Annotated in this window: 23 protein-coding genes; 7 read left to right on the forward strand and 16 right to left on the reverse strand. The window is 71.2% G+C overall.

Going from position 1 to position 24,766, the window contains the following annotated elements:
* Position 1 precedes the first annotated feature (1 nt).
* The gene (ligD, locus tag RB614_RS18810; RefSeq protein WP_308713841.1) at positions 2–1,033 is read left to right on the forward strand and encodes a non-homologous end-joining DNA ligase; all 1,032 of its coding nucleotides are present in this window, start codon (positions 2–4) and stop codon (positions 1,031–1,033) included.
* Positions 1,034–1,110: 77 nt separating this feature from the next.
* Here ligD and RB614_RS18815 read toward each other — a convergent pair whose 3' ends face one another.
* Positions 1,111–1,299, reverse strand: coding sequence for a hypothetical protein (locus RB614_RS18815; protein ID WP_308713842.1), 189 nt, complete (start codon positions 1,297–1,299; stop codon positions 1,111–1,113).
* Between the two features lie 95 nt (positions 1,300–1,394).
* Here RB614_RS18815 and RB614_RS18820 point away from each other — a divergent pair, with 95 nt between their 5' ends.
* Positions 1,395–1,961: a CGNR zinc finger domain-containing protein gene (locus RB614_RS18820; RefSeq protein ID WP_308713843.1), complete on the forward strand. Its 567-nt coding sequence runs from the start codon at positions 1,395–1,397 to the stop codon at positions 1,959–1,961.
* A gap of 415 nt (positions 1,962–2,376) precedes the next feature.
* On the opposite strand, the gene RB614_RS18825 is transcribed toward RB614_RS18820, so the two are convergent.
* Entirely contained in the window at positions 2,377–2,772 is a 396-nt protein-coding gene (locus RB614_RS18825; RefSeq protein ID WP_308713891.1) for a GNAT family N-acetyltransferase, read from the reverse strand.
* 144 nt (positions 2,773–2,916) lie between these two features.
* Here RB614_RS18825 and RB614_RS18830 point away from each other — a divergent pair, with 144 nt between their 5' ends.
* A complete protein-coding gene (locus RB614_RS18830; protein ID WP_308713844.1) occupies positions 2,917–3,351 on the forward strand; it encodes a potassium channel family protein in 435 nt (144 codons plus the stop codon).
* Here the strand turns inward: RB614_RS18830 and RB614_RS18835 are convergent.
* The 9 genes from RB614_RS18835 to RB614_RS18875 form a co-directional block, all read right to left on the reverse strand.
* Positions 3,305–4,864, reverse strand: a complete 1,560-nt coding sequence (locus RB614_RS18835) for an alpha/beta hydrolase (protein WP_308713845.1) — start codon at positions 4,862–4,864, stop codon at positions 3,305–3,307. The two genes, RB614_RS18830 and RB614_RS18835, sit on opposite strands and share 47 nt — an antisense overlap.
* Before the next feature lie 78 nt (positions 4,865–4,942).
* Entirely contained in the window at positions 4,943–5,725 is a 783-nt protein-coding gene (locus RB614_RS18840) for a DUF1775 domain-containing protein (RefSeq protein WP_308713846.1), read from the reverse strand.
* 98 nt (positions 5,726–5,823) lie between these two features.
* Complete coding sequence (locus RB614_RS18845; RefSeq protein ID WP_308713847.1) at positions 5,824–6,672, reverse strand: Pecanex-like protein 1; 849 nt, start codon at positions 6,670–6,672, stop codon at positions 5,824–5,826.
* Positions 6,673–7,105: 433 nt separating this feature from the next.
* A complete protein-coding gene (locus tag RB614_RS18850; RefSeq protein ID WP_308713892.1) occupies positions 7,106–7,993 on the reverse strand; it encodes a DNA-3-methyladenine glycosylase family protein in 888 nt (295 codons plus the stop codon).
* Between the two features lie 358 nt (positions 7,994–8,351).
* Complete coding sequence (locus RB614_RS18855; protein ID WP_308713848.1) at positions 8,352–9,107, reverse strand: DUF4142 domain-containing protein; 756 nt, start codon at positions 9,105–9,107, stop codon at positions 8,352–8,354.
* A gap of 348 nt (positions 9,108–9,455) precedes the next feature.
* On the reverse strand, positions 9,456–10,118 hold the full coding sequence (locus RB614_RS18860) for a COG4315 family predicted lipoprotein (RefSeq protein ID WP_308713849.1): 663 nt from the start codon (positions 10,116–10,118) through the stop codon (positions 9,456–9,458).
* Between the two features lie 274 nt (positions 10,119–10,392).
* Entirely contained in the window at positions 10,393–11,193 is an 801-nt protein-coding gene (locus tag RB614_RS18865; RefSeq protein WP_308713850.1) for an anti-sigma factor family protein, read from the reverse strand.
* Positions 11,190–11,879, reverse strand: coding sequence for a sigma-70 family RNA polymerase sigma factor (locus RB614_RS18870; protein ID WP_308713851.1), 690 nt, complete (start codon positions 11,877–11,879; stop codon positions 11,190–11,192). The genes RB614_RS18865 and RB614_RS18870 overlap by 4 nt, the downstream gene beginning before the upstream one ends.
* Before the next feature lie 93 nt (positions 11,880–11,972).
* On the reverse strand, positions 11,973–12,827 hold the full coding sequence (locus tag RB614_RS18875; RefSeq protein WP_308713852.1) for a spermidine synthase: 855 nt from the start codon (positions 12,825–12,827) through the stop codon (positions 11,973–11,975).
* 216 nt (positions 12,828–13,043) lie between these two features.
* On the opposite strand from RB614_RS18875, the gene RB614_RS18880 reads away from it, so the two are divergent.
* Positions 13,044–13,877: a transposase family protein gene (locus RB614_RS18880; RefSeq protein ID WP_308713853.1), complete on the forward strand. Its 834-nt coding sequence runs from the start codon at positions 13,044–13,046 to the stop codon at positions 13,875–13,877.
* A gap of 154 nt (positions 13,878–14,031) precedes the next feature.
* On the opposite strand, the gene RB614_RS18885 is transcribed toward RB614_RS18880, so the two are convergent.
* From RB614_RS18885 to RB614_RS18905, 5 genes are all read right to left on the reverse strand, one after another.
* Positions 14,032–14,979 carry a hypothetical protein gene (locus RB614_RS18885; protein WP_308713854.1) on the reverse strand — a complete coding sequence of 316 codons (948 nt, stop codon included), beginning with the start codon at positions 14,977–14,979 and terminating at the stop codon, positions 14,032–14,034.
* On the reverse strand, positions 14,976–17,465 hold the full coding sequence (locus RB614_RS18890) for an AAA family ATPase (protein WP_308713855.1): 2,490 nt from the start codon (positions 17,463–17,465) through the stop codon (positions 14,976–14,978). The genes RB614_RS18885 and RB614_RS18890 overlap by 4 nt, the downstream gene beginning before the upstream one ends.
* 31 nt (positions 17,466–17,496) lie before the next feature.
* Positions 17,497–18,642 carry an exonuclease SbcCD subunit D gene (locus RB614_RS18895; RefSeq protein WP_308713856.1) on the reverse strand — a complete coding sequence of 382 codons (1,146 nt, stop codon included), beginning with the start codon at positions 18,640–18,642 and terminating at the stop codon, positions 17,497–17,499.
* On the reverse strand, positions 18,642–20,390 hold the full coding sequence (locus tag RB614_RS18900; protein ID WP_308713893.1) for an ATP-binding protein: 1,749 nt from the start codon (positions 20,388–20,390) through the stop codon (positions 18,642–18,644). The genes RB614_RS18895 and RB614_RS18900 overlap by 1 nt, the downstream gene beginning before the upstream one ends.
* 108 nt (positions 20,391–20,498) lie before the next feature.
* Positions 20,499–21,239 (reverse strand): pyrimidine reductase family protein, encoded by a 741-nt coding sequence (locus RB614_RS18905; protein WP_308713857.1) that lies wholly within the window; start codon positions 21,237–21,239, stop codon positions 20,499–20,501.
* A 166-nt stretch (positions 21,240–21,405) separates the two neighbouring features.
* Here RB614_RS18905 and RB614_RS18910 point away from each other — a divergent pair, with 166 nt between their 5' ends.
* The 3 genes from RB614_RS18910 to RB614_RS18920 all read left to right on the forward strand — a co-directional run bounded on the left by RB614_RS18910 (position 21,406) and on the right by RB614_RS18920 (position 24,763).
* On the forward strand, positions 21,406–21,951 hold the full coding sequence (locus RB614_RS18910; RefSeq protein WP_308713858.1) for a plasmid pRiA4b ORF-3 family protein: 546 nt from the start codon (positions 21,406–21,408) through the stop codon (positions 21,949–21,951).
* A gap of 376 nt (positions 21,952–22,327) precedes the next feature.
* On the forward strand, positions 22,328–23,626 hold the full coding sequence (locus RB614_RS18915; protein WP_308713859.1) for an ABC transporter substrate-binding protein: 1,299 nt from the start codon (positions 22,328–22,330) through the stop codon (positions 23,624–23,626).
* A gap of 165 nt (positions 23,627–23,791) precedes the next feature.
* Positions 23,792–24,763, forward strand: a complete 972-nt coding sequence (locus RB614_RS18920) for a carbohydrate ABC transporter permease (protein WP_428983045.1) — start codon at positions 23,792–23,794, stop codon at positions 24,761–24,763.
* The last annotated feature ends 3 nt before the right edge of the window (positions 24,764–24,766 follow it).

A 24,766-nucleotide genomic window follows, 5' to 3' on the forward strand; every position in this document is an offset into this window, starting at 1 on the left:
CATGAGTCCGAAGGCGAGCGCCGTCGAGGTCGAGGTCGCCGGCCACAAGGTGCGACTGAGCAGCCCTGACAAGGTCTACTTTCCGCAGCGCGGCTACACCAAGCACGACCTGTTCTCGTACTACCTCGCGGTGGGCGACGGCATCACCCGGGCCCTGCGCGACCGGCCCACGACCCTCCAGCGCTTTCCCGAGGGCATCGAGGGGGAGATGTTTTACCAGAAGCGGATCCCCACTCGCGGCGTGCCGCCGTGGGTGCAGACCGCGCGGATCACGTTTCCCAGCGGGCGGCCGGCCGACGAGCTCTGCCCGGCCGACCTGGCGCACGTGGCGTGGGCGGCCCAGCTCGGCACCGTGGTCTTTCACCCCTGGCCGGTGCGCAGGGCCGACCCGGACCACCCCGACGAGCTGCGGATCGACTTCGACCCCTCGCCGGGCACCGACTTCGGCCACGCGGTGAAGGCCGCCGGCGTGCTGCGCGAGGTGCTGGACGAGCTGGGCATCACCGGCTTTCCCAAGACGTCGGGCGGCCGGGGTGTGCACGTCTACGTGCGCATCCGGCCGGAGTGGGACTTCGTCGCCGTACGCCGGGGGGTGATCGCGCTGGCCCGCGAGGTGGAGCGCCGCCGCCCCGACCTGGTGACCACCTCGTGGTGGAAGGAGGAGCGGGGCGAGCGCGTCTTCGTCGACTTCAACCAGATGGCCCGCGACCGCACCATCGCCTGCGCCTACTCCCTGCGGGCCAACGCCCGCGCCACCGTCTCCACCCCGGTCACCTGGGACGAACTGGGCGAGGTCGAGCCGGACGACTTCGACATCCGGACGATGCCCGAGCGCTTCGCGAAGATCGGCGACCCGCACGCGGCGATCGACGACGAGGCCTTTGACATCTCGCCGCTGCTGGAGTGGTCGGAACGCGACGAGCGTGACGGCCAGGGCGACATGCCATATCCACCGGACCATCCGAAGATGCCCGGCGAGCCGCCCCGCGTCCAGCCCAGCCGCAAGAACGCCGCGAACTGGGAAACCGAATAGCGCGGTTACCGGGCTCCGGCCCCGCGTGCGAGCTCCCCGGCTCCCACGGTCTGACCCGGCGGGAGGTGGCGGCCCGGTCATGCCGGGCGCGGGTGACGTGCGGCCTCGCCGGCCACGCGCTGGCCCAGCCGGATGAGGCCGTGGCCCGCGCGAGCGCGAAGTGAGCCGCTGCCGGCGAACACCGCGGCCCGGCGCGCATGTCGGGCCTGGTCCTGCAGGTCTCGGTCGTATGCCGTGATCCACATCGACGCGATCAGCGGATGCATGGTGGCCGCCCTCCGACACTTGTGAAGACTCTTTGGTGGTGTCGCCCTGACGGTAGTAGGATGTGGGTTACCGGTCAAGGCGGTTTGGGGGTGTCGTGGACGGCGGGGTTCCGGAGCAGCTGGTGTTGGTGGAGGCGTTCGCCAACACGCTCGACGTCGAGGAGGGCACCGACGAGCTGACCACGACCGAGCGGTTCCAGCGGTGGCTCTCCGCGCAGGGTCGGGAGGGGCCGGTGGCGCCGGCCGACCTCGACCTCGCGTGGCAGCTGCGCGCGGCGCTCCGGCTGGAGCTGTCCGCGCACGACACCGAGGCGCCGGCGGACGATGCCGTCGAGGCGCCGGCGGGAGATCCCCGGGCGGAGCTCGACCGGCTCGCCGCCGGGCTGCCGCTGCGGGCCCGCTTCACCGAGGGCGGCATGGGGCTGGTGCCCACCGCCGATGGCGTGCCCGGCCTGCTCGCCGAGATCGTGGCCGCGATGGTGCTCGCCGAGCGCGACGGCATCTGGTCGCGCCTCAAGATCTGCCGGGAGGGCACCTGCCAGTGGGCGTATTACGATCGCTCGAAAAACTCCTCGAAGTGCTGGTGCGGCGCCTCCTGCGGTAATCGCAACAAGACCCGCGCCTACCGCCAGCGCCGCGTCGTCGGCAGCGCCCGCGCCTGACCCGCACGCTCCGGCGGCCGACCTCGGCCACCAACGGGCCGCCCCAACGCGGGGGCAAGGTTCTGGCGTTGGATCTGGAGACTTCGTGCGACCTGATCAGATCCAAAATCGCGATCCGAGCTACCGCGACGTCCGCGGTGGTCCGGACCGTTGCGCGGGGTCCCCGGGGAGACGTGGAGCGCAGCGGAGCGTTTTCTTGGGGGTGCGTTCCCGCGGCCTCACCCTCCGCGGTCCAAAACGCGTCACCAAGCCGCAATGCAGTGGGGCGATCGTGGCATCTGAGTGCCCCTCTGGAGGCACCTACGTACCACGATCTGATTCCTCGACCCGATGTCGATCAACTGCCCGGGCCGCCAAGCCGGGTGCGCGCGTATCCGCAAGCAGCCCGTCGAGGATCCACCGATCGAAACAAGCCTCAAGAGAGCGCCAACTTCATCCCCTCGTGCGACGCGGCGAAGCCGAGCGAGGCGTAGAAGCGGTGCGCGTCCACGCGGCGCTTGTCGGTCGTGAGCTGGACCAGCCGGCAGCCTCGCGCGCGGGCCTGGTCGACCGCCCACTGGATCATCCGGCGTCCCAGCCCGCGGCCGCGTTGGTCGGCGCGGATGCGCACCGCTTCGATCTGGAGGCGCTCGCCGCCCCGCTGGCTGAGCGACGGGATGTACGTGAGCTGCATCGTGCCGACCACCTCGCCGGCCCGGTCGGCCACCACCAGCGTGTTGCGCGGGTCGGCGTCGATCTGGTCGAAGGCCGCCGTGTAATCCGGATCGCCGGCCGACTCCCGCGCCGCGCCGAGCGGGTCGTCGGCGAGCATCGCCAGGATGGCGGGCAGGTCGGCACGGGTGGCGGTGCGGAAAGCCAGTTCACCCGCGCCGGATGCGAGATCAACCACGCGACCCACCCTACGGCCGAACCGCCGATGGCTGGGAGCGATCAACAGCCGGCATCATGATGCGCCATGAAGCTGCTGCTGTGGCCGTTTCGCCTGCTCTACCGTTTTCTGGTGTGGCTGGCCAACTCGCCGCCGACACTCATGCTCGCCTATCTGGGCCTCATCGTCGTCAGCGGTGCCATCTACAGCGTCACCGAAGACAAGAGCGCGGGCGACTCGGTCTGGTGGGCGGTCGTGACGGCGTCGACGGTGGGCTACGGCGACACGTACCCGACGACGTGGGCCGGACGCGTGCTCGCCGGCCTGCTGATCTCCACGATGGTGCTGCTGGTGATCCCGCTGATCACGGCGCACTTCGCGAGCAAGCTCATCGTGGACGCGGACGCGTTTCGCCACGAGGAGCAGGAGGAGATCAAGCAAAACCTCCGGGCGATCCGGGCGATGCTGGACGACATCACCGCGGGCAGCGCAGCCCCGCCTGCGGCGCCTCCAGATCGATGAGGTACCGGTCGACCGCCCGGGTCACGCACTCGGTCTGCGGGTACGCGGTGTGGCCCTCGCCCTCCCAGGTCAGCACCACGCCCACCCCGAGCATGTCGGCGAGCTTGGCGGTCTGCTCGTACGGCGTGGCCGGGTCGCCGGTGGTCCCCACGACCACGATCGGCGGCGCGCCCTTCGCCTCGCCGGTCGGGTAGGGGTCGCGCTCGCCCGGCCAGTACGCGCACGGGAGCATGCCCACCGCCAGCGCCGCCCCGAAGAGCGGGTACTTCGCGCGCCACTGCGACTGGTACGAGCGGACCTGCTTGAGCGTCGGCTTGGCGGTGGAGTCGGCGCAGTTGACCGCGAGGTTGGCGTCGAAGAGGTTGGAGTAGTGGCCGCCGCTGTCCCGCTCGGCGTACGAGTCGGCCAGCTCGAAGACCGCCGCCGCGTCGCCGCGCCGCAGGTCGTCGACCGCGGTGGCCAGCTCCTGCCAGCCCTGCTCGGTGTAGAGCGACGAGATCACCGCGTAGAAGACCCAGCCCGCCGTGGCCTCGCGGCCGTCGCTGCCGCGTACCGGAGAGACCCTTGCCTTTTCGATCGCGTCCGTGACGGCGCCGCGGGCATCCGGCCCGATCGGACAGCGCCCGCGGGTCTGCTCGCACCAGTTGGTGAAGTTGGTGAACGCCCGCTCGAAGCCCTTGGCCTGGCTCTCCGAGCCGGCGACCATGTCCTGCCCGGGGTCGACCGCGCCGTCGAGCACGAGCGCGCGGATCTTGCTGGGGAAGAGCTGGGCGTAGGTCGCGCCGAGCAGCGTGCCGTACGAGTACCCGAGGTAGGTCAGTTTTTCGTCGCCCACCGCCGCGCGGACCGCGTCCATGTCGCGGGCGGCCTGCTCGGTGGAGAAGAGGGTGAGCCGGTCGCCGTACTTCGCGCCGCACCCGTCGCCGACCCGCTTGTTGATCGCCACGACCTCGTCGAACTCGCCCTGGGTGTCCGGGTCGGGGTCGGCGCCGAACGTCGCGTCGAGGTCGGCGTCGGAGATGCACTCGACCGGCGACGAGCGGGCCACGCCGCGCGGGTCGAAGCCGACGATGTCGAAGCGCTCGGTGATCTCGTCGGGCAGCCCGCCGAACGCGGCGCCGAACGACAGGTACACGGCGGTGTCGATGCCCGACCCGCCCGGGCCGCCGGGGTTGACCACCAGCGAGCCGATCCGGTCCTGCTGGCGGTTGGAGCGGGCCCGCAGCAGCGCGATCTCGAACGTGCCGCTGCCGCCCGGGTCGGCCCAGTCCTGCGGGACGGCGACGCTGGCGCACTCGTACCGCATGCCGGGCGCGCTGCGCCCCACCAGGTCCTCCGGCACGTCCGGGCAGGGCCGCCAGATCGCGGCCTCACCCGAGGCGGCGGGGCCGGGCGACGGGTCTCCCTCGGCCGCGCCGTCCGTGTTCGGCGCGTACACCGGGAGCGTGCAGCCGGCGGCCAGGAGGGCACCTGCGACAAGACCGGTCAAAACCCGGCGTTGGGTGCGAGCCACCCGGCTAGGCTACCCGTCCGCTGGCCGGTACCTCGTCCACGTCGAAGCGGACGGGCCGGTCGAGTTGCTCGTAAATACTCACTGGCTGGTGGCGCCGACCTTCTCACGCACGGGCGCCTCGGCGGTCTCGGCCGGGGTCGTGCTGCGGCGGCTGCGCAGGATCAACCAGCCGCCCACCACGCCGAGGCCGAGGCCGGCGAGCAGGCCGGCGGCGAGGATGCCGTACGAGCCGCTGCCCTCGGCGGGCGTCTGCGCGCTGGCCGCGGGCGGGGCCGCCTGCTGCTGCCCGCCGCCGTGGTGGCCGTTGCCACCCGGGACCGCCTGGCCGACCAGCTTGACGACCACGGCCGGGTGGGCGCCGCCGGCCGGGTCGGCCCAGCGGACCACGGTGCCGTCCGAATACGTCTGCACGACCGCGAACGAGAGCTCGTCACCCTCGGTCGGCATCGGCCCCATCGAGACGATCAGCTCGATCGGCGCTGCCGACTTCGGTGCCGGGTCGACGCGGCTCCACGTGATCGAGGCGGTGGTCTCGGTGACCGGCATGCCGTGCAGGCCGGCTACCGCCTGGTCCAGCGTGCGGGTCTCGGTGGCCGGCGCCCAGTCGTTCTGGGACATCGGGTAGATCTCGCCGATCGGGTTGTCCACCGGCGCGATCACCTGGACCTTGGTGGTGTGCGCCCCGGGGCGGTCCTCGGTCAGCCGAAAAGTCACCTTGGCGCCGTCACCGCGGGTGGCCTCCGACGGGTTCGCGGTCACGTCGGCCGAGGCCGGCGACGCGAGCGCGAGGGCACCGAAGACGGCGGCACCGAGCGCCACGACTGCCGTACGCCGGTTGCGGAACATTGACGGCTCTCCCATCTGTCGCTTCATCGCGTGAGCCCATCTGTCGCTTCAATGCGTGAGGGGGCACGGCCCGTCTGGCCCGTGCCCCCTCAGGTCTCGCATGTGGATCGTCGTTACCGGACGGTCACTCGGACCGCGTCGAAGGCGGGGATCTGGTTGGCGCGCTGCATCATCGGGATGCGGTGTGAGGCGTCGCCGGCCCAGGAGGCGCACTGGAAGGTGCCCCGGTTGGGCAGGCCCGGTACCCGGATCTCGATGACGTCCGGTGCGGCGCCGCCGCCGTTGTCCTCGGTGGCCACGAAGAACGCCGGGGCCGGTTCCGGGTTCGGAGCCGCGTTGGTGTTGTTGAGCTCGCGGCAGGCGCTGTGGAAGTGTCCGCGGACCAGGTTCTGGTCGTTGAGGATGGACATGTCCACGTAGTAGCCGCCCTGGCCGGCCGGGAGGAAGCGGTCGCGGATCAGGTTGCGGGTGCTGACCCGGATCGTGAACGGCTGGTTGACGCCGACGCTGCGGGGGGCGCTGGTGATCAGCAGGGTCGGGTTCTGGTCGGCGTTGGCTACCTCGCCCATCTGGGTGTCGACGCAGCGGTTGCCGTTCTGGAAGCCGTCGTGGATGTCCAGGCCGTTGCCCTCGGAGCACTCGTCCGGACCGAAGTCCAGCGGCGGGGGAGCAGTCGTGGACGACGTGCCGGGCGCCGGCTGGTTGGGTTCGCCCTCGTTCGTGCTGGGCGACGGGCTCGCCGGCGTCGTGGTGCACGCCTGGCCGTCACCCCAGTAGTTGCGGACCGTACGGCCGTTCTGCCGGGTCTCGGTCACGTTCTGCTGGCCGGACGGCGCGGTGCCGTCCGGAGCGGGGCGACACTGGGTCGCCGGGGGACGCCCGCCACGGTTGCGCCGGTCCCCCGCGTTGGAGATCTGCGTCACGGTGATGACGCCGCCGAACACCACAAGCGTCGCAAGCACGGCAATGATGCGCTTGTTTCGCCCGCTGGTCGATCTGCGCCGTTGTGCCGACCTGTACATGTGGGGATACCTTCTCCTTCTCCTTGAGGGCGGCGCGGTGGGCAGGCGTCGTCCCGTGAGGGGTTTCCTCTAGCACGTTCGCACGGTGCGGGTGCTGAATACACGTCCGAACTTCCATACGCGACGAGTTCGCACCACGTCTATCCGCTTAGCCAACCTAAAAGCGGCCGTCGATTAGTGTCAAGCGACGAAGAAGGAATTAAGATTTCCCGGTCTTCCTTAATTGAGATTTATGGTAGGCGCCTGAACGCGCGCGTATCCCCCGTTCGGCCGATGTAGCCGGTTCAACGATCTTGAGGGTTTTTTAAAGTCGCAGGTCAGGGCCGTGAGCTGCGGTGAAGCCCGCCCGTCGTCAGGTGCTGACGGAGCGTGGTCAAAACCGTGCGAAAGAACGGATCGGCATCCGCGGACCAAATCGCGGGGCCGCAATTCCAGCGCTTTCCAAGAGTACGCACACACGGCCCCGATGTCCCGCGAACGGCGCCAGCAGTTCGAGCATCCGGGCGTCGTCGGCACGCGCTTCTCCGGCCAGCGCCCAGGCCACCGTGTTGGGAATGTGGTAATCGCCGACGCTAACCGCGTCGGGATCGCCGAAGACCGTGCGGACCACCTCGGCGGCGGTCCACGGCCCGATGCCCGGGATGGCGGTCATCCGCCGGGTCGCCTCGGCGCTGGTGGCGCACCGCTCCAGCCGGCTGGCCTCGGCGGCGGCCCGGCGCAGCGTGTCGGCCCGCCGCTGCTCGACGCCGAACGGGTGGAACACCCAGTACGGCGCGGCCGCGATCGCCTCGGCCTCCGGCGGCAGGAAGAGCCGCTCGACCGGGCCGGGTGCGAGCTCGCCGAAGTGGCGGGCCGTCGCCGCGTACCCCCGGTATGCCTCCTTGCCAGTGACCTTCTGCTCGAAGATCGCGCGGAGCAGGCGCGGGAAGAGCCGCCGGGTGGCCGGCAGCCGCAGGCCGCGGTGCACCCGGGCCAGCTCGGCGACCACGGGGTGGGCGGCGGCGAGCTCGGCGAACCCGCTGACGTCGTCGTCGAGGCCGGCGATCGCGGGCGCCCGGTCGACCAGCCAACCGGCGCCCGGGCCGTGACCGGTCGCCACGACGTGCGCGCCGTCGCGCTCGAGGGCGAGGGATCCGGGGCCGTCCGGGGTGCGGCTCGCGAACCAGAACGTACCGCCGACGAAGCGGGCGCACGGGTCGTGGCGACCCATGGCGAGCGCCCCGACCGAACCGGCGAGGTGGTACCCCTCCGGCGGCGTCATGACCCGATGCACGATCCACACTCTAGGGTTCAGCGGTTAGTGTGTTGAAGACGGCGAGCGCCGGGACACGGACGGGGTGTCCCGGCGCTGCCCTTTCCGGCTTCGCTGCGCAGGCCCGGTGGTCGTACCCTGACCACTCCCTTCGCGCTGGGTTTGTCCGGGCCTTTCCCTTGGGGCGCCAGTTTGGGGGAACTGATCGCCACCGCCCTTGGCTGGTTGCGCGACCTGCGTGGATGTCGTGGGCTCTCCGACACGACATCCACGGGCCGGGGCGGGTGCGCTGCGCTCCGGAAAGCTTCTCTCCTACCTTTCCGAACGGACCTGCCTTTCCGAACGGACCTAACCCTCCTGGACGGACCTACCTTCCTGAACGGAACAGTCGGAACGTCGTCGCGCCGCCGGCTATCAGCGCCGCGAGCAGGACCACCCAGATGACCGCGGGGTCGACGCCGCCGATCTGGGCGCGGGCCTCCGCGCCGTTCAGGATGCCGCTGCTGCCGGCGGCGGCACCGTTGGCCGGCGCCGGGTCGGGCGGCAGGGGCAGCTCCGAGTACTTCACCAGGCCCGTGCTCTCCAGCAGGGTCAGGTGATTGAGCACGAAGTCGTTGGCGTCCGCGGCGAGCTTGCGCACGACGTCGTTGCGGGTGCCGGAGCGGACGCCGGCGATGACCGGGAAGACCTTGCCGTGCGCGGCCCGAAGCCGGTCGACGAAGACCTGGTCGAAGTCGGCGCCGGCCCGCGCCTCCTCCATCTCGGCCAGCCACTTCTGCTGGTCCGAGTTGGGCTCGTCGGGAAGCCGGTAGTTCAGCTTGTTGGCCGCGTCGACCACCAGGCGGTCAAGCTCGGCGTGCTGCTTGGCGATCTCAGCACCCACCTGGCGAACGCGGACCCGGCCGCCCTTCTCGGCGGCCATGTTGCCGGCGGGCATCTCCCAGAGACCGGCGAGTCGCACGGCCGACAACAGGTTTTTGTCGGCGGCGGTGAGGGGCGTGTCCGGAGCGGCCTGGGCGGCGGCCATCGGCATCGCGAATGTGGCGAGCGTGCCGATGGCGAGGCCGGCGAGGACGGCTGCCGCCCGGCGCGATCCGGGTGCCGCAAGTCGTCCCGAGAACATCTTCAACCTCCCACGTAGAAGCTAAGAGAAACGCTATGGCGAGCTCAAGGAAACGTCAATCTGGGACGAGTGGAAATAGGGAATTCTTACGTGACATTTAAAGCGAACTTATGCCGTTCCCGCTCATCGTCGCGACATCGTACTTTCGGACGATGCTGGCGGTTCAAACCCCGCCCCGAAACGCCCGTGACAGCCGCCCCGGAACCCCGCGGAGCGCCGCCCCGGAACCCCGCGGAGCGCCGCCCCGGAACCCCGCGAGCGGGCGTTGGGAAAGCCGTGGAAACGCCGGCGGCCGGCCACGCCGCAAAGGGCTGTGACCGGCCGCCGGGTTCGTGCGGGTCGGGTACGTCAGTAGCTGTAGCCTCCGGAGTCGCCGCCGCTCTCCTTGTCGTCGCCGCCGGCGGCCGCGTCGTCGGACGGGGGCTCGACCGCCTTCGGGGTGCCGGTCGGCAGGCAGGTGACGTTGCGCTGGCCGGCCGGGGTGACCACGAACCAGGTACCGCCGACGGCCTGGCCCTTCCACTGGCCCGGCTTCTTGTCGCCGATGTACCGGTAAACCGCCCAGTTGCCGATCGTCAGCTGCTTGGTGCCGTCGGCCCGGGTGATCACGCCGACCTTGCTCTCGTCGACACCGGAGAGCTCGGGCTTGCCGTCCTCGGTGTACGCCGGCGGCCAGACCTGCTCGCACTTGCCTTCGCAGTTGCTGGCCGGCGGGTTCGCCGTGTCCTTGTCGAAGCGGTAGAGCACCCAGCCGTCCTGGTCGACGACGACCTGACCCATCCGGGGCAGCGTCTTCGCGGTCAGCTTGGTGGTGATCGGAACGTCCTTCTTGGGCGCGTCGCCCGTGTCCTCGGCGGCCTCTTCGCTGGCGTCGGGCGCGGGCGTGGGGGTCGCCTCCGCCGCCGCAGCCGCCGCTTCGTTGGCCACCGAGACCTGGTCGTCGTCCTGGTTGTAACCAGCCGGAGCACAACCTTGCAGGGCGAGCGCGACCCCTGCCAGAGCGCCTGCCAAGAGAGCGGTTCGCTTTCCCGGTATCACTTGCCCTCCCTGTACATGTCCACTTGGGCCTTGTCGCCGGTTAGTACGCAGGGGCGGGCAGAAAAGATGAACTATCGACCGTAAACAATTTCACAGCCGGGGCTTGAACCAGAGGTCGGGCGGGTGCGTGTGCAGGTATGCAAGTGGTGTGCACCCAACAGATCTTTAAGAAAAGCTAAAGGGGGTGCCGCCATTTGGAGCGGGCACCCCCGACGTTCTTAGCTCTTTCTTAAATCCCAGCTCCTTCTTAAACCGGCACTTCGACGAGTGACTCGACGACGCCGTCCTTGGTCACCTGCTGCACCTGGACGCGGTCGATCGCGTTACGCGGCGTCGCCGTGCTGGTCTGCAGCAGCAACGGCTCCGGCTCCTCCTTGGTGCCGTAGCCGGCCGGCGGGACCGACCAGCTGTTGAGCACCTCCTTGGTGCCGTCTTCGCGGAGCACCGTCAGCCGGCACTGGCGCGGGCCGGAGAGCTTGGCCAGCTGGAACGAGATCTGGGTGCCCCAGGTCTTCGTCTCCAGCACCAGCTTGGCCTCGACGCCGGTCTGCACGTCCGTGGCGGAGAACTCCTCGCCGTCTTCACTCGCGCCCAGGTCGGGGCCGCCGATGCCGGGCCCGTTCGGGTTGCCGGGGTCGGGCGCCGGTGAGAGCGGTGCGCTGCTGCCGCCGCCCGCGACCACGTCGGGCGGGGTGCCGCCGTCGCCGAACAGGCGACCGCCGGCCACCAGCGAGACGCCGGTGGTGGTCGCGAGCACCACGACCGCCGCCGCGGCGGCCAGCCACTGGCGGCTGCGCACCTTGCGGCGGTGCGCGCCGACCTCGACGATCATGCGGTCGAGCAGCCGCCCGTCGGAGCGGGACTGCTCGGCGGTGATGAGGCTCTCGCCGTCCACTTCGGACAGCAGGTTGACCACGGGCAGCATGGTCTCGAGCTCGCCCGCGCAGGCCCAGCAGCCGGCCAGGTGCTCCTCGAACCGCTCCGACTCCTGCGGGTCGAGCACGCCCAGCGCGTACGCGGCGACGTCCCAGTGTGCTGCCCTGCTCATCCGGTCACGCCCCGCTGCTGAAGCGCACTACGCAATGCACGCAGCGCATAGTAGACCCGTGACTTGGCCGTCCCCAACGGCAGGCCCAGCGTCTCCGCCGCCTCCGGCACTGTCTTCCCCCGAAAGTACGTCTCCAGGATGATCTCCCGGTGTGGCTGGCTCAGCGTACGCAGTGCGTCGGTGACCGTCATCAGCCGGAGGACCCGTTCGGTCTCGTCCGGCTCGGAGAAGTTTTCCAGGTCACGGCCGTAGGTCTCCGGCGGGCGCGCGTTCTCACTGCGGTGGTCGTCGATCGCGATCCGGCGGGCCACGGTGACCAGCCAGGGACGCAGGGACGACTGCCCCTGCGCGCCGAGGCGGTGCGCGTTGCGCCAGGCACGCAGCAGCGTCTCCTGCACGATGTCTTCGGCGCGCTGCCGGTCACCACCGGTGAGCCGCAGCACGAACATCAGCAGCGGGCCGGCGTGCTCCTCGTACAGCTCCCGGACCAGAGCGTCGTCCGGGTTGGGAGCCGTGGACCCGGCTTGGTGGCGCCCGGGGGCGGGTCGTGGCGTCACGCGCTCATCATGGCGTGCGGCCGAGCCGCCGTCGACAGCCTGCCACCGATTCGCCGACCGCTGGGCCGGCACCGCCGACACCCGATCCCTCGGGCGACCACCGCGCCACTCCGCGGCTACCGCATACATAGGCTGTCCAGCGGCGTCAGCATCCTGACCTCCATACACAGGGCCTGAGACTCTCGGACCATGCTTGAGTACGGGGCGGGCCCGGTGTTCGGATCAATGACGCCAGAAACTCGCCGGCGGTGGGGTCGAGGGCCGCGCTGACGCGTCGTCGACCACCTTGGCACCGTGCGTGAAGCGGTCGAGCTCTCCGCCGTAGACGACCCGGCCCGGAAACCAGTCGCCGGCCACCCGCCGGGACAGCGCCGGGATCGGCGGCTCGGCGTGCCCGGCGACGACGACCAGGTTGCCGTACCGCCGGCCGCGCAGCACCGTCGAGTCGGCCACCAGGCACGCGTGCGGCAGCGCCGCCCGGATCGTGGTGACCTGTCCCTTCGCGTACGCCAGGGGTGGCCCGTCGGCGAGGTTGACCAGGTATGTCCCGTCCGGCGCGAGCACCCGGGCCACCTGCCGGGCGAACTCCACCGACGCCAGGTGGGCCGGCGTGCGGGCACCGGCGAAGACGTCGCTCACCACCAGGTCGTACGCCCCGTCACGGCTGGACTCCAGCGCCGCGCGAGCGTCGGCCACCCGCACCCGCAGCAGCGGGTCCTTCGGCCACGGCAGCTCCCGCCGCACGAACTCCACCAACGCCCCGTCGACCTCCACGACCCGCTGCGCCGACCCGGGCCGGGTGCTCGCCAGGTACCGCGGCAGGCTCAGCGCCCCGCCGCCCAGGTGCAGCGCGCGCAGCGGCCGCTTGGGCGGGGCGGCCAGGTCGACCGCGATCGCCATCCGCCGGATGTACTCGAAGTCGAGGTAGGTGGGCTCGTCCAGGTCCACGTACGACTGCGGTGCCCCGTCGAGCACCAGCGTGAACGCCCGCGCCCGGTCGGGGTCGGGCACGAGTTCGGCGGTGCCGGAGTCGACCCGCGCGGACACCCGATCCGCCGCCCGCCGCCCGCCCGCCATCAGAGCAGTATGCGGCAGGCGCCCAGTCACGGTGATCAAAGAGCTTGTTTCATCTTGATTTTGCAGGTCATCGGGGGTTGCGGGATCGGGATGGGCGATGCTCGCGCTGGTCACCGGGTGTGGATCTTGTGGTTTGATCATTTGCCCGGACCGTGATCATCTGCCGCGGCGTGCCCGTCCGGCACAGCAACGGGCTGCCGGCATCCTGCTTCGTTCATGACAACAAACCCAGACCCCGACAGCCCGGAGCTTGTCTACCAGGTGCGGCTACCACTGTCCACACAGACCGTGCAGCAGGTCCGGCAGGCCATCACCACCTACCGCAAACAGGTCCGATCCCGGTGGCGCAAGCTGCCCGACGGCCAAGCCGCGTTGCTGGTGTTGGCCTACCTACGCCACGACCAACGCCTACGCGACCTGGCCGGCGGCAACAGTATCTCCGCCTCCACCCTGCACCGCTGGGCCCAGCAAGCCCTGACCGTCCTGGCCGCCCAAGCCCCCCGCCTACCCCGAGCGTTGGCCGCCGCGGTCCGCGCCGGCCACGAATACGTCCTGCTGGACGCCACCCTGATCCGCACCCGCCGCCGCAACGGCCGCCGCAAACGAGCCGATTTCAACGGCAAACACCGCCACCACGGACTCCTGTTCACCGCCCTGGTCGACCCGGTCGGCAACCTGCTATGGATCTCCGCCGCCAAAGCCGGCCGCACCAACGACGCCACCGCCGCCCGCCACCAACACATCACCGCCGCCCTACGCCAAGCCGGCCTAGGCTGCATCGCGGACATGGCCTACAGCGCGTTGGACGACAACCCCAACCAGCCGACCATCATCACCGGCCGCCGCCCACACCCCCGACGCCTACTCACCCGCACACAAACCCAGATCAACGCCATGATCGCCCGGGACCGGGCAGTCAACGAACACCCGTTCGCCTACCTCAAGAACTGGCGCATCCTCACCAAACTCCGCATCAAACCCGACCCCGCCCGGGCCACCACCCTGCTACGCGCCCTGCTCGTCCTAACCCAGATCGAAAACCCCCGATAGCCGCGGCAGACGATCACGGCACAAGATCCACAACCGCCCAGCAGCACAAGCAACCCCCACCCCAAAATCGCAACCCCCACCGACCAGGCAAATCAAGATGAAACAAGCTCAAAGCTCCCCTCATGTCGTTAGAACGACTTCAGAGGAGCTTCGATCACAGGCGGACGGCGGCCAGGGTTAGTGCGCGGTGCAACAGGCGGGGGTCGCCTAGGAGGGCGCGCAGGCGGCGCTCCAGGCCGGCGATCGGGATGAGGTTTTGCGGGGCGCGCGGGTCCTTGTACGACGTCGAGGCGAAGCGGGGCAGCGTGACCAGTGACAGGTTGGCCAGCTCGACCGCCTGCTCGATGCTCAGGTCGGGGGAGCACTCCACCCGCACGATGCCCGACCAGGGAGCACCGCTGGCGCCGGGCAGCCGCAGGTACCACGACCAGCAGCCCCACGCGGTGCCCTGCTTGAAGATCGGCGACCGCTGCCCGGGGATCAGCGCGGTGACGACGAGCGTGAGGGCGGGCGGCAGGTACTGCTTGTCCTGCTTCTTGATGTAGCCGATCGTCCGCGGGAGGTGCCGCCGGCCGCGCAGTGGGCCGTCGACCACCAGCAGGTCACCGTCGGTGCGGGCGGTACCGGAGATCTCGACCTCGAGCGCGGTGAGCGGCCCCTGCACCGAGGCGTGGAGCTTGCTCAGCTCGCCCGAACCGTCCACTTTGTGCACGGCGTACCGGACCTGCCCGGCGGTCACGTCCCCGACCGACGGGCTGGCGGTGAAGAGCGCCCGGGCCACCTGCGCGCCGGCCAGCTCGGCGGCGCCGCGGGCCAGGTCACACCGCACCACGCCGGCCGCGTAGGAGGCGGCCAGGCCGGGGAACGAGGTGCCGTCGTCCTCCTCGGTGGAGAGCGTGCCGTCGACCCGCTGCACGCCGTCGACCAGCAGTACCAGGTCGGGCGTGTGGACCCCGGCCGGCGCGACGATCGGATGCCAGTCGCCGGCGGGCACCTCCGGGTCGGTCTCGACCTTGGCGGTGCTCGGCGACGTCGGCCCGTCTCCGCCCTCGAACGAGGCGCCGTAGGACGCCGCCCAGGTGTCGACGAAGAGCCGGGTCACAGCCCCATCCGTTCCACCCGCGCGGTACGGGCGTCCTTGCGCACCTCGAACCGCACCGGTACGCGTTCGGCGAGCGACGGCACGTGGGTCACCACCCCGACCATCCGGTCGCCCCTGGCGGCCAGCCCTTCCAGGGTGACCGCGACCGTGTCGAGCGTGGCCGCGTCGAGCGTGCCGAAGCCCTCGTCCAGGACGATCGACTCCAGGCTCGCCGAGGTGGTGGAGAGGCCGGCGAGCTGCTCGGACAGGGCCAGCGCCAGGGCCAGCGAGGCCTGAAACGTCTCGCCGCCGGAGAGCGTGCGCACGCCCCGCCGCAGCCCGGCGTCGTGGTGGTCGACCACGTAGAACTCGCCCTTGTCGTGCACCAGCTCGTACTGCCCGGCGGAAAGCTCGCGCAGGATCCGCGAGGCGCCGTCGACCAGCAGGTCGAGCGCCTCCTCCAGCAGCCACCGCTCGAAGTTGTTGGCCCGCAGGTGGCCGGCGAGCGCCTTGGCCACGCTGCCCTCGCGCTCGTGGATGACGCGCTGCTCGCGGAGGCGCTCGGCCTGCTCGCGGCGCTCCACGACGCGCTCGTGGGCGGCCTCCGCCTGGGCCACCGCCACGGCCACCGCGCGGCTGGCGCCGGCGCCGTCGAGACCGGCCCCGGAAACGGGGAGCCCGCCCGCGGTGAAGAGGGCCGCCAGCCGCTGCTGGATCTCGCCGACCGCCGCGCGGGCCGCCTCCAGCGCGGCGACCGCGTCCGCGCGCCGTCCGGCCCGTTCGGCCGCCTGGTCGGCGGCCCAGCCGGCGAGGGTGCTCCAGGCGGCGACCAGGTCGTCACGGTCGGCGGCCGGCGGGCCGAGCCGGCCGACCGCGTCGCGCGCCTTGTCGAACCGCCGCCACGCCGCCTTGAGCCGCTCGCCGGCCGCGTCGGCCCCGCCCCGCGCCCGGCGCTGCGCCTCCCGCGCGGCGCGCACGGCACCGGCGGCGTCGTCCAACCGCGCCTGCAGCGCCGCCCGTGCCTCCAGCTCGCGGCCGAGCGCGGCCGGGCCGGGGGAGTCGGCGAGCCGCTCGGTCAGCTCGGCGAGCCGGGCGGTGAGCTGGTCGTGCTGCGCCCGCGCCCGCTCCAGGGCCCGGTCGAGTTCGCGCAGCGCCTTGTCGCGCTCGGCCACGAGCTGGTTGGCCTTGTCGGCCGCCTTGCGCGCGGCCTTGCCGGCCGCCTCCGCGGCGGCGACGGCCGACTCCGCCACGTCGGGCACCGCCGTCACGGTCTGCGCGCAGACCGGGCAGGGCTCACCGGCCACCAGGTGAACGCGGAGCGCGGCGGCCCGGTCGGCGGCCTGCGCGTCCTGGTACGCCCGGCGCGCCTCCTCCAGCTTTTCGGCCGCGTGGGCGGCGTCCGCGGTGGCCTTGTCGAGCGCCTTGGCCGCGGTGCCGTGCTCCTTCTTGGCGGCCTTGACCGCCCCGGCGAGCGACCCCACCTGGCCGGTCAGCTTGTCGTGCTCGGCGTGCGCTTCCAGCAGCAGGCGGAGGGCGGCGACGTCGGGCGCGCCGGCGAGCTGGCCGCGTACCTTCTCCTCGCGCTCCTCGGCTACGGCGACGGCGTCGGCGGCCTCGGTGGCGGCCGCCCGGGCGGTGGCGACCGCCTCGGCCACCGCGGCGTGGTCGTCCGGCGGGCGGATCGCGGCGAGCGCGTCGATCTCGCCGCCCAGCTCCTTCAGCGCGGCCGCGGCGCTCTCCGCACCCCGCTCGGCGTCGCGCAGCGCGGGTACGTCCGCCTCGACCGCCGTGGCCAGCTCGCGCATCGCGGTGACCCGGGCGGCCGCCGCGGCGAGCGACTCGTCGTCGGCGTCGGCGAGGTCGTCCAGCAGCTTGTCGACGGCGCCGAGCTGGGCGTCCGCCTGGATCGCGCGGGCCGACGCCTTCTTCTGGATCGCCTCGTAGACGTGCAGTCCGAGCAGGTTGACCAGGATCTCCTGGCGGGCGGCCGGCTTGGCGTGCAGGAAGTCGGCGAACTGCCCCTGCGGCAGCACCACGCAGCTGGTGAACTGCTCGTACGGCAGGCCGACCGCCTCCAGCACCGCGGCGTCCATCTCGCCCGGGGTACCGGCCAGCACCTCGCCGAGGTCTTCCGGCGTGAGCCCGGCGTCGAGCTTGGCCGGGTCGAAGCCGCGCGGCATCAGCTGCAGCCCGGCACCGCCGGTGGAGACCCGGCCCTTGCCGTCGCGGCGCACCACCCGGGTGGCCACGTACCGCGCGCCGGCCGACTCGAAGACCAGCCGCACCCGCGCCTCGGTGGCGGACGGGGCGAGCGCGTTGACGATCCCCCGGCTGCTCGCCCAGCGTGGCACCTGCCCGTACAGGGCGAAGCAGATCGCGTCGAGCACGGTGGACTTACCCGAGCCGGTAGGGCCGACGAGCGCGAAGAAGTCGGCGTCGGTGAAGTCGATCGTGGTCTCCTCGCGGAAGACCGTGAACCCGGCCATGTCCAGCCGCAACGGCCTCATGGGTGCTCTGCCCGCTGGTTCGCTCGCTCGCTCACGCAGACACCTCCTCGTACAGCGTGTCGAACAGCTCCTGCACGCCCTCGTCGGCGTGGCCCCGGCTCTCCAGGTAGTCGGCGAACAGGTCGCGCGGGGAGCGGCCGGCGCGCTCGGCCCGGCCGCTGACGGTGGTGTCCGGCAGCATCTCCGGGTCGATCCGCACCTCGATCGCCCGGGGCAGCAGCGCCTGCACCTCCTCGCGCAGGCCGGCCCGGGGCGCCTCGCGCACGTACACCCGGAGCCAGCCGGGCTGGTCGCCGTCCATCATGGACAGCTCGGCGAGCGTGCCGCGGACGGTGCGCAGCGGCACCGCGGCGGTGATCGGCACGTCCCGTACCTTGGCCGTGCTCTCCGCCGTCACCTCGACGATCGCGACGGACGGCGTGTTTTCCCCCTCGCCGAAGTCGATGGCGAGCGGGCTGCCGCAGTAGCGGACCGGCGCCGGTCCGGGCACCTGCTGGGCCCGGTGCAGGTGGCCGAGGGCGACGTAGTGCGCGCTGCCCGGGAAGACGGTGGCGGGCACCGCGTACCCCATCACGGAGTGCGCCTCCCGCTCGCCGCCGCCCATCGTCGCGCCCACGACGGTGAGGTGCGCGGTGACCAGGTTGACCGCGTCCGACCCGAAGCCCTGGCAGAGCACGCCCAGCAACCGTCCGATGTGGTCGGCGTAGGTCTGGCTCGCCTCGGCGGCGGTGAGCTCGTACATCTCGGCGGCGCGCACCGCGAACCGCTGGGAGAGGAACGGCAGTGCGACCAGCCGCCACCGCTCGCCGCCCGCGGTCTCGCCCGCCAGCACGTGGTCGGCGGCCGACTCGCGGACGGTGCCGCGCAGGCAGACGCCGGCCGCTTCGGCCCAGGGGCGGAGCGCGTCGAGGGCGGCGCCGTTGTCGTGGTTGCCGCCGATCGCCACCACCTCGGCGCCGGTGCCGCGCAGCGCGGAGAGCGCCCGGGTGACCAGGCGGGTCGCCTCGGGCGTCGGCGCCGCCGTGTCGTACATGTCGCCGGCCACGATCACCAGGTCGGGGCGCTCGGCCCGGGCGATCTCCACCACCTGGGCGAGCACCGCGATGTGCTCCTCGTTCCGGGACTGTCCCTTGAGGACCTTCCCGACGTGCCAGTCAGATGTGTGCAGCAGCTTCATCAGAACGGGATTTCGTCTTCGGTGCGGCCGCCGACGACCGCGAACGGGTCGGCGGACTGGACGATCGAGCGGAGGGTCGCGGACGGCGCCGGTCCCGCCTCGGACGGGCGGGTGGCCCAGGCCGGAAACGGGAACTCGACGCAGAGCGGCACCGGGATGTCGGGCTGGCTGACGAACATCGTGCCCGGCTTGGCGAGCAGCACCCGCTGGCGCTGGGCGGGCGGGAGGAAACCGTACTCCGGGCGGGACGCCTCGGCCGGGTCGAGCCGCCCGACGACGCGGATCGCCGAGTTGGTGACGATGCGCCGCTCCACCTCGCTGGCGGTCTGCTGCGCGCCGATCAGGATCACGCCGAGCGAGCGGCCCCGCTCGGCGATGTCGAGCAGCACCTCCTTGATCGGCGACGACCCCTCGCGCGGGGCGTACTTGTTGAGCTCGTCGAGCACCACGAAGAGCAGCGGCTTGGCCGAGCCCGCCTTCTCCTTGCGCTCGAACTCGGTCTTGAGCGTCACGCCGACCACGAAGCGCTGCGCGCGGTCCGGCAGGTTGTGCAGGTCGACGACGGTGACCTGGGCGCTTTCCGCCGTGTTGATCGCGTGCGGCCGGCGCGCGGCCAGGTCGCCGCGGATCAGCCGCGCCAGGTCCTTCTTGCTGGCGATCAGCCGCCGGGCGAACGCGTTGACCGTGCCGGTGTTGACCGCGCTGCCGGCCCAGGTGCCCCGGGTCTCCTCGTCGGTGAGCCGGGCCACCACGAAGTCGACCAGGTCGGGGTAGGACCCCAGGCGGGTGCCGTCGATGCTGATCCCGCCGTCGGCGGCCTGGGCGTGGCGGGCCAGGTGGGCGGTGACCGCGTGGACCACCATCGTGTACTGCTGGCGCTCGTCGTCGGCGTCCGCGAAGACGTACGGCAGGAGCCGGGCCTCGCAGAACTCGGCGAGCGTCCAGTAGAAGCTGTCGACGCCGGCGAGGCGGCTGCTCACGTCGGGCGCGCCGGAGGAGTCGTTGGCCCGGGGCGGCGCGTAGACCCGCACGTCCGGGAAGGGCGTGGCGGGCAGCCCGAGCTCGGCGTAGCGGCGGGTGGTCTCGTCGTCGAGCCGCGCGTTGGGGTGGTCGAGGAAGAGCAGGTCTTCGCCCTTGACGTTGAAGATGAGCGCCTTGGCGTTGATCGCGTCGCCGCCGAGCACGCCGGAGCGGAACACCGAGTACAGCAGGAAGGTGGCGAAGCTGGTCTTGGTCGCCACGCCGGAGATGCCCGAGATGGAGACGTGCGCGCCGCGGCTGCCGTCGAGGAAGTCGGCGTTGAGGAACGCGGGCAGCCCGTCGCGGCCGGTCCCCATCGGCACCCGCTTTTCCATCCGGTCGAAGTGGAGCGCCGCGGCCCGGAGGTCGCCGGTGGCCCGGCGGACGATCGCGCCCGGGGCGGGCGGCACGTACAGCTCCGGGTCGACCCGGGTGGTGGTGATCTCGGCGGCCTCCTGCACCAGCGCGGGGAGCGTGCCGTCGGCGATGGCGAAGACGTCGGAGTCGAACTGGGCGCCCTCGTGCCGCGCCCGCACCTGGGTCACGACACCGGCGATCGTCACCGGACCGCGGTCGGGCAGCTCGCGCCGGGTCACCACCACGTCGTCGAGCTGGAGGTAGCTGCCGGGGGCCACGGCCGTCCAGAACTGCAGCGGCGTGGCGTCGGCCGTGCCGAGGACCCGCCCCACCGCCTCACCGGTCTCATCTGCCACGGCCTCATCGTGCACCACCAGACCGACATCAGTGCGAGCGACTCACCGACTTTCCACGAGAACTCGTCGAAATAACCACAAGAGGTTGTGGTCATCCACAGATTCATCCACAAGAACGTGTGGTCACTGCGTGTGATGAGCGCGGGCGTACCGGAGGAAGAGCGACCCCTCCGACTCCAGTACGTGCCGCAGCGCCATGCCCTTCGGCGGGCTCGGCGGGCCGGCGGTGATCCGGCCGGCGCCCGGGCCGGTGACCAGCGGCGAGACGGTCAGGCAGACCTCGTCGACCAGGTCGGCCGCGACCAGCGAGCCGAACAGGTGCGGCCCGCCCTCGCAGAGCAGATGCGCTAGGCCGCGCTCACGGAGGCGTACCAGCGCGGTTTCTAGGTCGACGGTGTCGTCGCCGGCGGTCAAGACCTCGGCCACCGCGGAGAGTGCCGCCCGCCGGTCGGCGGGCGCCCGGCCGTGGGTGAGCACGATCGGACGGACCGGGGCCTCCGCGAACGCCGCCTGCCCCGGGTTGAGGTCGAGCGCGCCGGAGACGACCACGAGCGTCGGGTACTCGGCGAGCCCGTGCTCCCGCCGCCAGGCCCGGCGTCCCTCGTCCAGCCGCACCGCCCGGTAGCCCTCGTGACGGAGCGTGCCGGCGCCCACCATCAGCCCGTCGCAGAGCATGCGGAGCAGGCCGAAGACCCTCTTGTCGGGTCCGCCGGACAGCCCTTCCGAGAAGCCGTCGAGCTCGACCGCACCGTCCACACTGGTGACGAAGTTGACCCGGAGGGTCGGGCCGTCCGCGCGGTACAGGTCGGCGAGCGCGCCGTCGTCGAGCGCCGGGCCGGGCTGGAGGCGGATCAATCGACTCATTCGCCGGCCGGACCGGTGACCGGGGGAGTCGGCGCCGGGGTACGGTGCTGACAATCGCACCAACTGCCACCGCGGCAGTCGGCGTGTCGCTTCGACCGGCACGCCTGGCAGATCATGTGAAGACCCTACGGCAGCACCACGTCACGAACGGGGGACAGTGCCCACCATGCCGCGCCAGATCTTCCAGCTCAGGGTTTCGCTGGCGGACGTCGTCCCGCCGGTGTGGCGGCGGGTGCTCGTGCCGGGCGGGTACACGCTCGACCGGCTGCACCGCGTCGTCCAGCTCGCGATGGGTTGGCAGGACTGTCACCTGCACTCGTTCGACGTCGACGGCGTGCAGTACGGCGAGCCCGATCCGGACGGCGAGCTGGCCCTCCGCGACGAGCTCGACGTGCGGCTGGACGCGGTGGCGGCCAAGGGCGGCCGGTTCCTCTACACGTACGACTTCGGCGACTGGTGGGAGCACGAAATCACGGTCGAAGACGTCTTCGGCGCCGAGCCCGACGAGCGGTACCCCGCCTGCATCGGCGGTGAGCGGGCGTGCCCGCCGGAGGACGTGGGCGGCGCGTTCGGCTACACCCGCTTCCTCTCCGCGATCAGCGATCCCGGCCACCCCGAGCACGAGGCGATGACCGCCTGGGTGGGGCGCCCGTTCGACCCCACCGACTTCGCGATGGACCGGGCGACGACGCTGCTGCGCCGCCTCGCGTAGCCGCCGCTCCCGCGGCCTTCCCCTTTCGCGGTCCGCGCCCGATCGCCGGAACGTCCGTGGCACCCGCCCGCCGGGGATGGATCGGCCGCGGATCTGCGGTAGCTGAACCCGTTCCGCGCGGCTGGTGGTAGTTCGCCCCACTGCGGTCAGTAACGAAATGGGAACGCTCCCACTTGGGTCTTGACACCCTAGAAACGTCCCGGCAATCTCATGGGAGCGCTCCCGGCGGGGTGTGGTGAGAGCCACACACCGGGCACCGTGTGGCGCCAGGCACGCCTTCGCGGCGTTCGTGGGCAGCGGTTTTCGTGCGTCCGCCGACGTGGCGTGCACCGGGCACACCCCCACCACAGACATCACGACCTGAGAGGGGTCAGGGATGAGCGTTTCGACGCGCCGCCGGCGGTACGCGGCGGTCGCGCTCGCCACGGTCGCGGCTCTCGCCACGACCACGGCGTGCGGAGATGACAACGAGGGCGGAAGCTCAGACGGCGCGAAGCCGGAGAAGCTGGTGGTCGACACCTTTGGCGAGGCCGGATACGAGGACCTCGTCAAGCAGTACGAGCAGCAGACCGGCATCAAGATCGAGCTGCGCAAGGTCGCCCAGCTGAACGAGTTCCGGCCGCGGGTCGTCCGCTCGCTCGCCACCGGCAAGGGTGCGGCCGACGTGATCATGCTCGAAGAGGGCATCCTCAACGAGTTCAAGCTGAACCCGGGCAACTGGGTCGACCTGGCGCCGCTGGTGGGCGACCTCAGCAAGGACTACCTGTCCTGGAAGTACGAGCTCGGCAAGGCGCCGGACGGCCGCCTGATGGGCCTCCCCACCGACGTGGGCGGCCTCGGCCTCTGCTACCGCACCGACCTCTTCAAGGACGCCGGCCTGCCGACCAACCGCGACGAGGTCAGCGCGCTCTGGCCGACCTGGGACAAGTTCATCGAGACCGGTAAGAAGTACAAGCAGGCGACCGGCAAGGGCTTCGTCGACTCGGTGACCACCGCGGTCAACGCGGTGCTGTTCCAGCAGAACGGCGGGGACCTGTTCTACGACAAGGACGACAACCTCATCGCCGACAAGAGCCCCGGGGTGAAGGCCGCGTGGGACCAGGCGCTCGCGATCGCGGACGCCGGTATCTCCGCCAAGATCACCACCTGGTCGCCGGAGTGGAACGCCGGCTTCAAGCAGGGCACGTTCGCGGTGAACGCCTGCCCGTCGTGGATGCTCGGCATCGTCGAGAGCAACTCCGGCCCGGAGAACGCCGGCAAGTGGGACCTCGCCGCGGTGCCCGGTGGCGCCGGTAACTGGGGTGGCTCGTGGCTCGGCGTGCCGACGCAGAGCAAGTACCACGCGGAGGCCGCGAAGCTGGCGGCGTTCCTGACCAACACGGCCGGCCAGGTCGCCGCGTTCAAGAAGAGCGGTCCGCTGCCGACCAACCTGAAGGCGCTGGAGGACCCGTCCTTCCAGTCCTTCACGAACAAGTACTTCAGCGACGCGCCGACCGGCAAGATCTTCGGCGAGGGCGTGCAGAAGATCGTCCCGACCCACCTCGGTCCGAAGCACCAGGCGGTGAAGGAGAACGCGCTCGAGCCGGCGCTGCGGGCGTACGAATCGGGCCAGGCCAGCAAGGAAGAGGCCTGGGAACAGTTCACCAAGGACGCCGCGACACAGGGCGCCTTCTAGCCCACCTGTACCGGTTCCAGCCCGTATCGATAGCGGTCTCGGTGGCGTCCGGGGAGTCCCCGGGCGCCACCCTCCGCCCCCCGGGAAGGACTCCATGAGCGAGCGAATCACCAGACCCAGCGCCGATGGAGCCTCGCGGGCGCCCACAGCGAAGCGAGGACGACCGTGAGCGTTTCGGCCCCCACTGCCCCGCCCTCCCGGGGCGCGCCCACCAAACACGCCCTGCCTCGCCGGCGCCGCGGCTACTCGCGGTTTACGAGGCTCGACATGAAGTACTCGCCGTACCTCTACGTCGCCCCCTTCTTCGTGCTCTTCGGCATCTTCGGCCTGTACCCGATGCTGTGGACACTGTGGATGTCGCTGCACGACTGGGACCTGGTCGGCACGCACACCTTCATCGGGCTGGACAACTACAGCGCCCTGCTCAGCGACGACTACTTCTGGAACGCCGTCCGCAACACGTTCGGCATGTTCATCCTGGCCACCGTGCCCCAGCTGGCGCTCGCGCTCTTCCTGGCCAACCTGCTCAACCGGCCGCTGCTGCGGGCGCGCACGTTCTTCCGGATGGCCATCTTCGTACCCAACGTCGTCTCGGTCGCGGCCGTGGCGATCGTCTTCGGCATGCTCTTCCAGCGCGACTTCGGCGTCGTCAACTGGATCCTCGGCCTCTTCGGCGTGGACGCCATCGACTGGCGGCGGGAGTGGTGGACCTCCTGGATCGCGATCTCCACGATGGTCGACTGGCGGTGGACCGGGTACAACACGCTGATCCTGCTCGCCGGCATGCAGGCCATCCCGCGCGACCTCTACGAGGCGGCGGCGATGGACGGAGCCGGCCCGTGGCGCCAGTTCTGGACGGTCACGCTGCCGATGCTGCGGCCCACGTTCGTCTTCGTCGTGATCCTCTCGACCATCGGCGGCCTGCAGCTCTTCGTCGAGCCATTGATCTTCAACAACGGCAACATCATCGGCGGTACGCAGCGCGAGTTCCAGACCGTGCAGATGTACATGTTCGAGAAGAGCATCGGCAACCTCAGCACCGCCGGGTACGGCGCGGCGGTCGCCTGGGCGCTGTTCCTGATGATCGTCGTCGTATCCGTGCTCAACTTCGTGATCACCCGCCGTTCGGTGAAGTGAGGG

Source organism: Phytohabitans maris (assembly GCF_031085175.1).
GTDB lineage: Bacteria > Actinomycetota > Actinomycetes > Mycobacteriales > Micromonosporaceae > Phytohabitans > Phytohabitans maris.